We start from the raw sequence: 13,771 nt of genomic DNA, 5'->3' as shown, positions 1-13,771 counted from the left end.
TCAATCTGCTCTCAAATGGCAGGAAAACCCTTTTTACCGGATGCTGCACAGTGAATGAATGTCCGTTCCGACCGACGAGAACTCATAGGCAACGTACGGTCTGATTTCATCCTGTTAACAGATTTCCTCGAAGTTGCCCCTCGTTCATTCGGATGCGGCGTGGTTCATGGAAACAAAGTTTACTCAATTTCTAAGGTCTGGCGGGAGCGGTGGTTTCGTGTTGTCGAGAGGCACGCGTGGCATGGTCGCGCGCCCGCTTTCGCGCAAGGCAGATATTCCCGGTCTCGCGGCCTTGCAGCAGCAATTTGCCACCAATCTGGACTTCGCCGATCAGATCAATGCTGATCTCCTGCTGCGGTTCACACGCGACGGGTTTGATGCCCCTCTTTCCGCTGCCGACTTGGCGGATGTTTCAGGCGACTAGGCAGCCGCGATTCAGGCGTGGTCGGAGCGGTTGGAAACGATTTGGGCCGATCATGGCGAGCGGCCAAGCCGCTTCAGCTCCGTCCGTCGTGCGATGGAAGAAAACCTGATCACGTCATTCTCCGGGCTGATTAATGAACGCAGGCAGCGCGCCCTTGGGATTGATCAGTACATCTGGCGATGCCGTGACGACGACAAAGTGCGCCATGTACATGCCGAGCATGACGATAAGGTCTTTGATTGGGACAATCCGCCGGAAACCGGTCATCCCGGACAAGCCTATAACTGCCGGTGTTTTGCCGAGCCATACCTACTTGATGAACCGAAATGTGAGCCTGATTTCGTGGCGGCTCAGGTTGCGCATGGTCGCGGTGTGGATGCGGGTGTTTGGGAAGCCATCAAGGACACCCTGGCGGACATTTGGCAAACGCTGAGTGAAATCCCTGAGAACCTCGCATGGGTCACCCGATTGGGCGTTCTGTCGGCGCGCGAACGGTTTGGAACGCTTTCGGAGGAAGAACAGGCCGAACTGGACGAAATGCGCCAAGCGGTTGAAGACCGTATCGAGGAAATCAAGGCATTTTGGCGCGATTTCCCGGAAACGGCGAAAGCGTTCGCGGAATATGCCTACGCTGTTGAGACCCGCCCCGGCTTGGTCATGGGAGAGTTTGCCCAATGCCGGGCAACCCTGGCTCAGGTGGAGGACGCCGCGCGAGAACGGGCCTATCTGAATACGTTGATCGCTTTGAACGTGGCCCCTGCGGGGCTGGCCGCGAAGCTGTTGCGCCGACGAGGGCGGCGTGGTGATACGAATGACCCAGACCGATTGCGCGACGAGCTTTTGGCGAGGCCGAAAACGCCCGTCGTCTGCCATCCGATCCCGACTGGGACACAATCGACAACCCCGGCATCCGCTGGGGCGGGCCGATCAAGGAGCAGGGCGGACCATGGGAAGATCACCTTGAGCGATTGGGAGGTCTGGGAGAACGTACACCTGACAACTTCAAGACCTTCGATTTCTGGGACCGCGATGCAGGTATTGCGACCAGCGCAAAGACGCTGGACACACGTGCGCCGGGATATGTGGACCGGCCTAGCCGTATCTATGGTGCATTGAAGCGATACATTGACCAGATCGACGGCTTTGATGGGTCCAATATCAATTCCTTCCCATTGGACCCGGGCGAAATCGACTTGAAACGCCTAGAACTCGCCATTCCGAATGACACGACACCTGAACAGTTTACCCAAATTCAACGGGCGATAGATTACGCAGAGAGTTTGGGGATCGACGTAGAAGTGAGCCGAATCCGATGAGAAAAGTCCTGACCACAGAAGAATGGATCGCGAAACGGCGTGCGGAAGCGGCTGAGCGGAAAAAACGCGCCAAGCCCCCCAAGGCGTCCAAGGACGCAATCATAAACGCGCATCGCGCGTTCACGAAGATTATCTCATTCGCGGTCTATCGACGGGGGTGCCCCGATCCCAAGGGGTACCATGAATACCACGGGCCAAACATGAATGCAGAAGACATTGGGCGTGAAGCGCGTGCGGCGCTCATGGCGAGCCGTTTCATAACGCCCGATGACCCGGAATGGGATGCCATCATGCGGTGGCCGACACCGGAGGAAATCAAGGCGCTGAACGAAGCCGAAAAGGCCCGCGCAGGTGTCAAGACCCTGAAAGCGCTGTACAACGGCGCAGGGAGCGTGACGCTGACCTTGCAGGACGCAAAGATCAGGCTCAAGCCATGGCGCTATCGCGGGCGTTCCAGTTGGGAGGGCATTCGCGGCCATGAAGATACGGTCTTGCCGGAAGACGTGTCGGACGAAGCGTTCGGCAAGGCCATTCTGGACGCACTGGACATCAGCCGTTCAGCGTAGGTTCTGAAGGCGAGACGCCAGCCAAAGCAGACCTTGGCGCAGCTGCGGCGAAAGCTCACTAAAGTCCGCTCCTCGATGGTCGAAGCAGCCCGCAGCGAAAGCGGGGTTTAAATTTCGAGCCTCAGACCGAATTTCAACGACCGCTCTGGCGAAGATCGCCGCGCTGCCAAATTCCCGGTGCCGCAGGTGCGAAGGTTTTCTGCGTGAGCAATAGCGGCGTCAGCAAAAGGCGGCAAAGTCCGCACTTCGGTCATTGATCGTTTGCATAGATATCCCGCCCCGCTTGCGTTGTGCGCTGCGGGTTTGACGCCAGCACGATGCTCTTAACCGGCCTGCGTAAGCCTTTTCTTATTCGTGCCTGTTTGGATGGAGGATCACCAAGTACCTCTTTCGGTACGCGCCGGTTGATGAGGGTGCCGCCCTTTTTTGTTGTCGGTTATCCCGACCACCCCCCGCGCGCTGCACCCTCGGCTGGCGAGGGCGGCGTTTCCACCGTCATGCGCCAGAGTTTGATCGCAAGCTTGCGGGCAACGGCGACAATGGCCTTCTGCCCGATCCCATGCTTCGCGAAATGGTGATTGTAGATGGCCTTGGCTTCCGGATCGCGCCAGGTCCATTGCCACGCAGCTTCAACAAGGACGCCGCGCAAACGTTTCTGTCCGACCGGGCGCAGCTTCGCCCGCGCCTTGCTGTTGCCGCTTTGGCTCACCACAGGAGCGAGACCGAGGTATGACGTGACTTCTTCTTGCCGGTTGAACCGCTCAGGTGAAAACAGTTCAGCCAGGAAAAATGACGCCGCGGTCTCGCCTACCCCTGTGATAGACGTCAGGCGTTTGAACCGATCCGGGTGCATCCGCATCGTTGCGGTCCTGATCTCAGCGCGCAGTAGTTTGTCCTCAGAAAGCAGGAACAAGTATTCCCGCACCATCGAAGCCAACGCCATACGGTGTTCCGCTGGGAGCGACAGCGTTGACAAGTCCTTTGATGCCGCCAGTGGCCACTTTTGCAGGCTGGCTGGTTCTTCAATGCCAGAGGCCAGAAGGAACCCTTTGATCTTCTGTTTGATCTTTCCACGGCTCTCTGCAATCCGTTTCCGCCTCCGAACGAGGGCGCGATAGCCCTCTTGTTCGGTGGTTGGGACGGCGATTGGGCGAAGCAATCCCCGCGCGAAGTAGGTCGCCAACTTCACCGCATCGATCCGATCCGTCTTGGGCGCCGCTGCAGACCCGCGTGGGATGCGGGAAGCGGCAATCACGGATACCGCGAACCCTGCCCGTTTCAAAGCACGCGACAGGGCGAAGCCAGTTGGCCCGGACTCATAGACGATATGCGCAATCTGGCATCCAAGCCCGGCCAATTGCTCCGTCAGGGCCGCTTCGCCCGACGGGCAGGTATAGGTCTCAACGATCCCGTCTTCAGGATCAAACAGCGCCACCGAATAGGTCTTTTTGTGAACGTCCAGCCCGACATAGATGGGCCGACCTTCGACGGCGGCGACGAAACGTGAAATCCGCGTTGCGTTCTTGACCATGCTGGAAACTCCTTGATTGGGAAGGTTCCTCCATCGCAGCAGTTAGCCGCGCCACCGTCCAGCATGGTATTTTTTATGTCTATGCTGGCTTTGAGATCCACAGCTTGTATTTCAACGTAAGCCCGCCTTGCGCCGCACGAGGGTCAAGGCGCGTTCGGGATCCTTGTGGTCGTCCCAGTTCTTGCCGTCGTCATCGGTGCCGAGCATCTGGTGGCTAAGCTTGTGTTTCCCACGCGAGGCGCCGGTCCCGTGGGCCTCCATGAACTGCACGCCAAACCCGAGGGCGAAAGCGGCTTCGGCGAATTGGGTGGTTTGTTCCACATCCATCCAGTCCGACCCGACGCCGCGCTGCGCCAGGTCGATTTGCCTTGGGATGAAGGTCTGATCGGTCATGGTGGCGTAGAGGCGTCAGACCCCGGCCAGCTCCGCCAGGATCGCCTGGGCGGCTGTGCGCGGGTCGGCGGCCTTGTTGATCGGGCGGCCCACCACGATGTGGTCAGCCCCGTCGCGAATGGCCTGGGCCGGGGTGGCCACGCGTTTCTGGTCACCCAGGTCGGCGCCGGCGGGGCGCACCCCGGGGGTGACAATCAGCTTGCCGGCGGCTTCGGGCAGGGCGCGGATCAGGGCGGCTTCTTGCGGGGAGGCGATGACACCGTCCGCACCCGCCTCCATCGCGCGGGCGGCGCGTTCCAGCACCAGGTCCTGCACCTCACCCGGCTTGATCAGCCCGGCGTCCAGGTCGGAGCGGTCCAGTGAGGTCAGGATGGTCACGGCCAGGATCTTCATGTCGCTGCCGCCCTTACCCTCGGCAGCCGCGCGCACCACGTGGGGGTCGCCATGCACGGTCAGGAAATCCAGGTCGAACTGCGACAGCCCGCGCACGGCGGCTTCGACCGTGTTGCCGATGTCGAAAAGCTTCATGTCCAGGAAGATCTTCTTGCCCAGCTCACCCTTCAGCTCATTGGCCAGTGCCAGCCCGCCGCCGGTCAGCATGCCTAGGCCGATCTTGTAGAAGCTCGCGCTGTCGCCGAGTTTTTCGGCCAGCTGCAACCCCTCCAGCGCGTTGGGCACATCGAGGGCAACGATCAGGCGGTCATCCGCTGGCAGAGTGGCGGGGAGGGTCATGGGGGAAACTCCTTAACATACGGGCAGGTTGCGCGCATGTGGGGCAATCCCCCCGGAAAGGTCAAGCCATTCGCACCTTGGCGGTGGTGATATCAACCTCGAACCCATCCTCGACACGCACGCCTGGCGTGCGTTTGGCCTGTTCCAACGCGTCGGTCATCAGGTCATAGAGCACCAGGGTCGACGGGCAGTCTGCGCCGCGTTCCGACCGGCAGGCCAGCTTCATCTCGACCTTCGTGCGCACGCCTTCCAGCGTCATCACGACCTCACCAACATGGTGGGTGCCGTCAAAGGCGACCCCGGTCACATCAATATTCTTCACCTGCATTTGGGCATCCTTCTTTGCCCCAGCCCTCATTCCCGTTTTGCCATGAAATGGTAAAGGGTTTCCTTCCATCCGCCCCCTTGCAAGCCGCTCATTTCGCCCCCACATTTTCCCTGAGGCCCAGAAGAGGATGTGCCGCCAAGCGGGCATTCCGGATAAGGGCGCTTGTAAAAGGAGAGAGACATGAACTTGGACAAGTTCACCGAGCGGTCGCGCGGCTTCATTCAGGCCGCCCAGACGATCGCGATGCGCGAGAGCCACCAGCGCCTTGCGCCCGAGCATCTGCTCAAGGCCCTGATGGATGATCCCGAAGGCATGGCGGCGAACCTGATCCGCAAGGCGGGTGGCGAGCCGTCGCGCGTGCTTGAGGCCGTGGATGCGACGATTGCCAAGACGCCGAAAGTGTCGGGCGATGCCAGCCAGCTCTACATGGACAATGCGACCAGCCTGGTTGTGGACGAGGCGCAGAAGCTTGCGCAGAAGGCGGGCGATTCCTTTGTGCCGGTCGAACGGCTGCTGACCGCGCTGGCGGTGGTGCGGTCGAAGGCGCGAGATGCGTTGGACGCGGGCGCGGTGGATGCGCGCAAGCTGAATGCCGCGATCAACGAGGTGCGCAAGGGGCGGACCGCGGATTCGGCGTCGGCTGAGGACACCTATGAAGCGCTGGCGAAATACGCGCGCGACCTGACCGAGGCCGCCGAACAGGGCAAGATCGACCCGATTATTGGCCGCGACGAGGAAATCCGCAGGGCCATGCAGGTCCTGTCCCGCCGGACCAAGAACAACCCGGTGCTGATTGGCGAACCTGGCGTGGGTAAGACCGCGATTGCGGAGGGCCTTGCCCTGCGCATCATCAATGGCGACGTGCCTGAAAGCCTGCGCAACAAGAAACTGATGGCGCTGGACATGGGCGCGCTGATCGCTGGTGCGAAATACCGTGGCGAGTTCGAGGAACGCCTGAAGGGTGTGTTGTCCGAGGTCACTGAAGCCGCGGGCGAAATCATCCTGTTCATTGACGAGATGCACACGTTGGTCGGCGCGGGCAAATCCGATGGCGCGATGGATGCCGCCAACCTGATCAAACCGGCGCTCGCGCGCGGGGAGCTTCACTGCGTCGGCGCCACCACGCTGGATGAGTACCGCAAATACGTCGAGAAGGACGCGGCGCTTGCCCGTCGCTTCCAGCCGGTTATGGTCGAAGAACCCACGGTCGAAGACACGATCTCGATCCTGCGTGGGATCAAGGAGAAATACGAGCTGCACCACGGGGTGCGGATCTCGGATTCGGCCTTGGTCGCCGCCTCGACGCTCAGCCACCGCTACATCACCGACCGGTTCCTGCCGGACAAGGCCATCGACCTGGTGGACGAGGCCGCCTCGCGCCTGCGCATGGAGGTGGATTCGAAACCCGAGGAGCTGGACGCGCTGGACCGGCAGATCCTGCAGATGCAGATCGAGGTCGAGGCGCTGAAGCTGGAGGATGACAAGGCGTCGAAGGATCGGTTGGAGAAGCTGGAAGGTGAACTCAGCGACCTGTCCGAGAAATCGGCCTCCCTGACCGCGAAATGGCAGGCCGAACGTGACAAGCTGGAAGGCGCGCGCGAGATGAAAGGGCATCTGGACCGCGCCCGGGCCGAGCTGGACATCGCCAAGCGCGACGGCAATCTGGCCCGCGCGGGCGAGCTGTCCTATGGCATCATTCCGGAGCTGGAGAAAAAGCTCGCGGACGCCGAAAACGCCGAGGCCGAAGCCATGGTCGAAGAGGCCGTGCGCCCGGAACAGATCGCCCATGTGGTCGAACGCTGGACCGGCATTCCGACCTCGAAGATGTTGGAAGGCGAGCGCGAGAAGCTATTGCGCATGGAAGACGAGCTGCACCGTCGCGTGATCGGGCAGGGCGCGGCGGTGACCGCCGTCGCCAACGCCGTCCGCCGTGCGCGGGCGGGGCTGAACGATGAAAACCGTCCGCTGGGCTCGTTCCTGTTCCTCGGCCCAACCGGGGTCGGCAAGACCGAGCTGACCAAGGCCGTCGCGGATTTCCTCTTTGACGACGACAGCGCCATGGTGCGTATCGACATGTCGGAGTTCATGGAGAAACACGCGGTTGCCCGTCTGATCGGCGCGCCTCCGGGTTATGTCGGGTACGACGAGGGTGGCGTGCTGACCGAAGCGGTGCGTCGGCGTCCTTATCAGGTCGTGCTGTTCGACGAGGTCGAAAAGGCGCATCCGGATGTGTTCAACGTGCTGTTGCAGGTGCTGGACGACGGGGTGCTGACCGATGGTCAGGGCCGCACGGTGGATTTCAAGCAGACGCTGATCATCCTGACCTCGAACCTCGGCGCCCAGGCGCTGAGCCAGCTGCCGGACGGGGCCGATGCCGCGGACGCAAAGCGCGACGTGATGGACGCGGTGCGGGCGCATTTCCGCCCCGAGTTCCTGAACCGTTTGGACGAGACGATCATCTTCGACCGCCTGTCGCGCGGCGACATGGACGGGATCGTCGACATCCAGATCGCGCGGCTGGCGCGGCGTCTGGCAAAACGCCAGATCGGGCTGGAGCTGGACGAGGCCGCGCGCACCTGGCTGGCCGACGAGGGCTATGACCCGGTGTTCGGCGCTCGGCCCTTGAAGCGGGTGATCCAGCGTGCGCTGCAAGACAGCCTGGCCGAGATGCTGCTGGCCGGCGACGTGGCAGATGGGGACACCGTGGCCGTCAGTGCTGGCGCTGATGGGCTGATCATCGGTGACAGGGTGGCAAGTTCGAACCGGCAACCGCCGGAGGACGCGGTGGTTCATTGACACCAACAGGGCCCCTTGGCAGAGGGGCCCTTTCTTTATGGGACAGGACAAAAAGACATGATGGAATGGGGCAGGCTGCTCAACACCGAGCGTTGGGACGACAAGGGCAAGGCAGAAGACCCGGCGCGACCCAGCTATGTGCAGGACGCGGATCGCATCACCTTTTCAGCGCCATTTCGCAGGCTTGCCAACAAGACGCAGGTGCATCCGCTGCATGACAATGACCACCTGCGCCATCGGATGATCCATTCGCAGGAAGTGGCCAGCGTCGGGCGTACCCTGGGCACACAGGTCGGTGCCTGGCTGGTCGATCAGGGGCACATCGCCCCCGGTGAGGAACACAAGCTTGCGGGGGTCGTGCATGCGGCCTGCCTGGCACATGACATCGGCAACCCGCCTTTTGGGCATTCTGGCGAGAACTCGATCGGATCGTGGTGCGCAGAGAACCTTGAAACGGCGCAGGGTGTGTTCAAAGGGGTTGGGGAAGACAAATGGCCCGAGTTCTGCGCCTTCGAAGGCAATGCGCAGGGCTTTCGCATCCTGACCCGGCTTGAGATGTACCGCAATCAGGGCGGCATGTGCCTGTCCCATGCGGTGCTGGGCGCCTTCATGAAATACCCGATGGCGGCCTGTACGTCTGAGGCGCTCAAGAAGGGGAAAGAGCCTCTTTACGTGGGCGCTAAGAAGTTCGGTTTCTTCGAAAGTGAACGGGAGATATTCCAGTCCTCGGCCTTTGAGATGGGTTTGACAGAAGAGCTTGGCCCGGATGGGCTGCTGTGGTGGCGCCGCCACCCGCTGGTCTACCTGGTCGAGGCGGCGGATGACATTTGCTACAATATCGTCGACCTGGAAGACGGGTTCACGGCGGGCGACTTGGCCTTTCAGCAGGTTGCTGACCTGCTGAACCCCATCGCCTTTGATACCAACCGGGATCAGAGCGCCTATTCCAACATTGAGAAGATCTCGTATCTGCGGGCGCGGGCCATCGGCGGAGCCGTGCAGGCCTGTGTCGAGGCGTTCAAGAAGCATCACGACGAGATCCTTAGCGGTGATTTCTCCAGTTCTCTGATCGAATGCTCGGACAAAGCCCGCGAGTTTGCCGCGATCAAGGCGATGGCGAACGCTCAGCTCTTTACGGCGCCGCGCAAGACCAAGCTGGAAGTCTACGGGCGCAATGTGGTGCGTCAGGTACTCAACGGTATTCGCCCGGTTTTCGACGCATTGAAGGAACAGGGTTGGGACGAGGCCAAGCTCCCGGAATATGAGCGCCAGCTGGTCCGTGCCGTGGGCTTGGACCTGCGGGACATTACCGACAGCTACTCGGCCCTGCATGCGATGACCGACTATGTCTCGGGCATGACGGATCGTTATGCGGTCGAGGTCTCGCAGATGCTGTCGGGCACCTGATCCTTGACGCGCGGTCACGCTTTGGGCCTGGCCGCGCCTTTGCGTAAGCTGCCTTCCCAAATGGGGAGGACAGGATGAAACGCATCGACGCTTTGCTGGAAGAATATGGCGAAAGCCACCAGAACCCGACCAACAAGGCGGTGCATTGGGTCTGTGTGCCGATCATTGTCTGGTGCGTGATGGGCTTTCTTTATGCCTTGCCCGCGCCCGGCGAGCTGGGCGGACCTGGTTGGCTGGGCGTCGTATCGGGTCTGGCGCTGCTTTATTATATTGCCCTGTCTCGGACCCTGGCGGTGGGCATGCTGATCTACCTGGCGCTGGGCTGGTGGATCATCTCGGCGGTGGAAGCCGTGGGTGGCTCGGTTTGGAAGGTCTCGGCCGTGGTCTTCGTTCTGGCCTGGATCGGTCAGTTCTGGGGCCACAAGGTGGAGGGCAAGAAGCCCTCTTTCTTCAAGGACGTTCAGTTCCTGTTGATTGGTCCGGCCTGGCTGCTCAGCTTTCTTTACCGCCGCCTCGGCATTCCTGTCTGAGGGCCGCACGGTAGGAATTCTCACGAAAACGATACGCTGCGTGGGGCCGCGGTGGCTGGCAATCCTCGGTGATCCGCGTCAGGATTTCGGCGGATATACCCGTCACAGCTGAGGAGGCCCCGCGCCATGATGGAATCAACGGTTTGGCTTGTGGAACTGCTGGCGCAGGTCCTGGTGTTTACCATTGGCGTGATAATCGCGCTGGCTGCGGTGGTTTATGTGATCGACCGGGTGCAGACCGCCGACGCGGTTCGGCGCAACTATCCGGTCATTGGCCGGTTCCGGCATATCTTTTCCACCTTGGGCGAGTTCTTTCGTCAGTATTTCTTTGCCATGGACCGAGAGGAGCTGCCCTTCAACCGGGCGCAACGGCATTGGATCGAACGGGCCGCGTCTGGGCATGGCAATACGATTGCCTTCGGCTCGACCCGAAACCTGGGCGTGGTGGGCACGCCAATCTTCGTCAATGCCGCCTTTCCGCCGCTGGACAATCAATATGCCGCCTGTGAACCGCTGGTGATCGGTCCGGGTGCCCGGGTGCCGTTCGAGGCCAAGTCGATCTTCAACATTTCGGGCATGTCCTATGGGGCTCTGTCCCGCCCGGCGGTCAAGGCCCTGTCACAGGGCGCGGCCAACGCAGGGATCTGGATGAACACCGGGGAAGGGGGCGTGTCGCCGTATCACCTCGAAGGGGGTGCCGACATCGTGTTCCAGATCGGCACCGCGAAATACGGGGTGCGGGACGAAGATGGCAATCTCTCCGACGACAAGCTGCGCGAAGTGGCCGCCCACGATCAGGTGCGTATGTTCGAGCTGAAGTTGGCCCAGGGCGCCAAGCCCGGCAAGGGCGGCATCCTGCCTGCCGCCAAGGTCTCGGCCGAGATCGCCGAGATCCGGGGGATCAAGGAAGGCGAGCCCTCGATCTCGCCCAACCGCCACCCTGAGATCGACGGTTGGAGCGACCTTCTGGACATGATTTGCCACATCCGCGAGGTGACCGGCAAACCGGTTGGGTTCAAGACGGTCGTGGGGGCGCTGGAACCCTTCGCCGAGCTCTTCGACCTGATCGTTGAACGCGGACCGGATTGCGCGCCGGATTTCATCACCATCGACGGCGGCGAAGGTGGCACCGGCGCGGCGCCGATGCCGCTGATCGACCTGGTGGGAATGCCGATCCGCGAGTCGCTGCCACTCATATGTGACCTGCGCGACCAAAGGGGCCTGCACGAGCGCATCCGCCTGGTTGCCTCCGGCAAGCTGGTCAATCCCGGTGACATCGCCTGGGCCATGGCGGCGGGGGCGGATTTCGTCACCTCGGCGCGGGGCTTCATGTTCTCACTCGGCTGTATCCAGGCGCTCAAGTGCAACAAGAATACCTGCCCCACGGGCATCACCACTCACGACCCGCATCTGCAAAAGGGCCTGGTGCCCGAGGTCAAGGCGGACAAGGTCGCCCACTATGCCAAGGGTATCGTGAAGGAGGTCGAGACCATCGCCCATTCGGTGGGCGTGGCCGATCCGCGCCAGATGCGTCGCTGTCACGTACGACTGGTGCAGGGCGATGGGCGGTCGGTGCCGATGAACGAGCTGTTCCCCTCCTATTCGCCACGCCCGGAGGGCTGAACCCTTCGGAATGTTACAAACCTCTGGCAGGTTCGTGAAATCATGTGCTTTGGCTTTGCGGCCCGGGCGTCTTAGGTCAGGATCAGACGAACGAAAGGGCAAACGATGAGTTTCAAGAGCGACCTCAAGTATTCCGACATCACACCGAAAGCCGCCTGGCTGAACCGGCGCCAGCTGTTTGCCGGTGCCGCGGGCCTGGCTGCGGGTGCCGCACTGCCTGCCGTGCCTGCTCTGGCGGCGGGTCGCTACTCCACCGATGAGACGCCCAATACCTTCGAGGAGATCTCGTCGTACAACAACTTCTATGAGTTCGGCACCGGCAAGGGCGATCCTGCCGCCAATGCCCATCGCCTGACCGTCGATCCCTGGTCGGTCCAGATCGACGGCATGGTCGACCGTCCCGGCTCCTATGACCTGGGCGATATCCTGGCCAAGATGAACATCGAGGAGCGCATCTATCGTTTCCGCTGTGTCGAAGCCTGGTCGATGGTCGTGCCTTGGAATGGGTTTGAACTGAACCAGCTGCTGAACATGGCGGGCGTGCAATCGGGCGCCAAATACGTTGCCTTTGAAACCCTGGTGCGTCCCGAAGAGATGGTCGGGCAAAACAGCCGCTTCATCGACTGGCCCTATGTCGAAGGCCTGCGTTTGGACGAGGCGATGCATCCGCTGACCCTGATGGCGACCGGGCTTTATGGAGAAGACCTGCCCAAACAGAACGGCGCGCCGCTGCGTCTGGTGGTGCCGTGGAAATACGGGTTCAAGTCAATCAAGTCGATCGTACGCGTGACCCTGACCGACACCCAGCCTCCGACCACCTGGAACATTCTGCAGCCGCGCGAATACGGCTTCTATTCGAATGTGAACCCCACGGTCGATCATCCGCGCTGGTCCCAGGCCACCGAACGCAAGATCGGCGGCGGGCTGTTTGCCAAGCGCCAGGACACGCTGATGTTCAACGGCTATGAAGATGAGGTCGCCAGCCTCTATACTGGCATGGACCTCGCCGCGAACTTCTGACCATGGCGGAGCGGCTTTCGACCCTGACCTGTCCGCACTGCGGACATGCCGACCGGGAAGAGATGCCGACCGACGCCTGTGTCTTCTTCTATCAATGTCGGGGTTGCGGCGTGGTGCTGCGCCCCGAACCCGGGGACTGCTGCGTCTTCTGTTCCTATGGAACCGTGCCGTGCCCGCCAATTCAGGACGGAAAGGACTGCTGTTCATGAAGGTGATCGACACAGTGAATACGGCCCTGCGCCGCGTGCCGGTCTGGCTGGTCTACCTGGTGGGCAGCCTACCGCCCTTCTGGTTCCTTTATCTGGGGCTGACCGGGGGCTTGGGTGTTGAGCCGATCAAGGCGCTGGAACATGAGCTGGGCGAACTGGCCCTGCAGGCTGTGATCCTCGGTCTGGCCGTTACTCCCCTGCGCGGCACGATCGGGCTGAACCTGATCAAGTTCCGCCGCGCCATCGGTGTGCTGACCTTCTATTATGTCTCCGCGCACCTTCTGGTCTGGCTGGTGCTGGACGTGCAGATCCTCAGCCAGATCTGGGCGGACATTCTCAAGCGTCCCTATATTACGGTCGGTATGGTTTCGTTCCTGCTGATGCTTCCGCTGGCGGTTACTTCGAACAACTTGTCGGTCCGCAAACTGGGCCCGCGCTGGCGCACCTTGCATAAACTCGTCTACCCGGCGGCAATCCTGGGCGGGGTACATTACGTGATGCTCGAAAAGACCTGGCAGCCGGAGCCCCTGACCTATCTGGGCATCATCCTGGCGCTTCTGGTCTGGCGGGTGGCGAAATCGGCGCAAAGATCCCGCCCGTCCCGCGCCTGACTTGCAAGATTCCGGAAAAGCCCTCCCTATGGAGGGCTTTTTTGATTCCGACGGGGGAATCGTGGCCCGACTCCCCGGTGACTCGGTGTGAATCGCGGCGATTCATCAGGGAGTCGGAGGTGAATCGAGTCAAAAAACCGGGAATCTGCCCTGCGAGTCTGTGGATAACTCCGGGAAAACGCGATCGACCGGAAAATGGCGCGGAATATTCTTGCGTCCGAGCATATGTTTTTGAAAGCTTCATGACGCAAGCCTCTGTAAAAGCGGAAAAAATCGGGTTCAGGC

General features: G+C 61.3%; 14 protein-coding genes and 1 pseudogene. 11 read left to right on the top strand and 4 right to left on the bottom strand.

Annotated features, from left to right (window positions below; genetic code table 11):
- The first annotated feature begins 241 nt into the window (after positions 1-241).
- From ACO07D_RS05315 to ACO07D_RS05300, 4 genes and pseudogenes are all read left to right on the top strand, one after another.
- Positions 242-424 carry a hypothetical protein gene (locus tag ACO07D_RS05315; RefSeq protein ID WP_421701913.1) on the top strand — a complete coding sequence of 61 codons (183 nt, stop codon included), beginning with the start codon at positions 242-244 and terminating at the stop codon, positions 422-424.
- A 30-nt stretch (positions 425-454) separates the two neighbouring features.
- Positions 455-709 (top strand): annotated as a pseudogene (locus ACO07D_RS05310) (phage minor head protein); the annotation flags it as partial.
- Between the two features lie 683 nt (positions 710-1,392).
- Positions 1,393-1,740: a hypothetical protein gene (locus ACO07D_RS05305; RefSeq protein WP_421701912.1), complete on the top strand. Its 348-nt coding sequence runs from the start codon at positions 1,393-1,395 to the stop codon at positions 1,738-1,740.
- Positions 1,737-2,306, top strand: a complete 570-nt coding sequence (locus tag ACO07D_RS05300) for a contact-dependent growth inhibition system immunity protein (RefSeq protein ID WP_421701911.1) — start codon at positions 1,737-1,739, stop codon at positions 2,304-2,306. Before ACO07D_RS05305 ends, ACO07D_RS05300 begins: the two co-directional genes overlap by 4 nt.
- Before the next feature lie 436 nt (positions 2,307-2,742).
- On the opposite strand, the gene ACO07D_RS05295 is transcribed toward ACO07D_RS05300, so the two are convergent.
- From ACO07D_RS05295 to ACO07D_RS05280, 4 genes are all read right to left on the bottom strand, one after another.
- Entirely contained in the window at positions 2,743-3,837 is a 1,095-nt protein-coding gene (locus ACO07D_RS05295; protein WP_421701910.1) for an IS110 family transposase, read from the bottom strand.
- 111 nt (positions 3,838-3,948) lie between these two features.
- Positions 3,949-4,230, bottom strand: coding sequence for a hypothetical protein (locus tag ACO07D_RS05290; RefSeq protein WP_421701909.1), 282 nt, complete (start codon positions 4,228-4,230; stop codon positions 3,949-3,951).
- Between the two features lie 15 nt (positions 4,231-4,245).
- On the bottom strand, positions 4,246-4,962 hold the full coding sequence (gene pyrF, locus ACO07D_RS05285; RefSeq protein WP_421701908.1) for an orotidine-5'-phosphate decarboxylase: 717 nt from the start codon (positions 4,960-4,962) through the stop codon (positions 4,246-4,248).
- A gap of 61 nt (positions 4,963-5,023) precedes the next feature.
- Complete coding sequence (locus ACO07D_RS05280; RefSeq protein ID WP_421701907.1) at positions 5,024-5,290, bottom strand: hypothetical protein; 267 nt, start codon at positions 5,288-5,290, stop codon at positions 5,024-5,026.
- Positions 5,291-5,470: 180 nt separating this feature from the next.
- On the opposite strand from ACO07D_RS05280, the gene clpB reads away from it, so the two are divergent.
- The 7 genes from clpB (at position 5,471) to msrQ (ending at position 13,486) form a co-directional block, all read left to right on the top strand.
- Entirely contained in the window at positions 5,471-8,086 is a 2,616-nt protein-coding gene (gene clpB, locus ACO07D_RS05275) for an ATP-dependent chaperone ClpB (RefSeq protein ID WP_421701906.1), read from the top strand.
- A gap of 57 nt (positions 8,087-8,143) precedes the next feature.
- Positions 8,144-9,493, top strand: a complete 1,350-nt coding sequence (gene dgt, locus ACO07D_RS05270) for a dGTP triphosphohydrolase (RefSeq protein ID WP_421701905.1) — start codon at positions 8,144-8,146, stop codon at positions 9,491-9,493.
- Positions 9,494-9,567: 74 nt separating this feature from the next.
- Positions 9,568-10,023, top strand: a complete 456-nt coding sequence (locus tag ACO07D_RS05265; protein ID WP_421701904.1) for a DUF962 domain-containing protein — start codon at positions 9,568-9,570, stop codon at positions 10,021-10,023.
- Positions 10,024-10,152: 129 nt separating this feature from the next.
- Positions 10,153-11,646 carry an FMN-binding glutamate synthase family protein gene (locus tag ACO07D_RS05260; RefSeq protein WP_421704990.1) on the top strand — a complete coding sequence of 498 codons (1,494 nt, stop codon included), beginning with the start codon at positions 10,153-10,155 and terminating at the stop codon, positions 11,644-11,646.
- A 105-nt stretch (positions 11,647-11,751) separates the two neighbouring features.
- A complete protein-coding gene (gene msrP, locus ACO07D_RS05255; RefSeq protein ID WP_421701903.1) occupies positions 11,752-12,666 on the top strand; it encodes a protein-methionine-sulfoxide reductase catalytic subunit MsrP in 915 nt (304 codons plus the stop codon).
- 2 nt (positions 12,667-12,668) lie between these two features.
- The gene (locus ACO07D_RS05250) at positions 12,669-12,875 is read left to right on the top strand and encodes a GDCCVxC domain-containing (seleno)protein (RefSeq protein WP_421701902.1); all 207 of its coding nucleotides are present in this window, start codon (positions 12,669-12,671) and stop codon (positions 12,873-12,875) included.
- On the top strand, positions 12,872-13,486 hold the full coding sequence (gene msrQ, locus ACO07D_RS05245) for a protein-methionine-sulfoxide reductase heme-binding subunit MsrQ (RefSeq protein WP_421701901.1): 615 nt from the start codon (positions 12,872-12,874) through the stop codon (positions 13,484-13,486). The genes ACO07D_RS05250 and msrQ overlap by 4 nt, the downstream gene beginning before the upstream one ends.
- Positions 13,487-13,771 lie beyond the last annotated feature (285 nt).

Source organism: Aliiroseovarius sp. (assembly GCF_965228805.1).
Classification (GTDB): Bacteria; Pseudomonadota; Alphaproteobacteria; order Rhodobacterales; family Rhodobacteraceae; genus JASBTN01.
The sequence above is the reverse complement of the archived record's forward strand: the minus strand, read 5'-3'. Positions and strand labels throughout refer to the sequence as shown.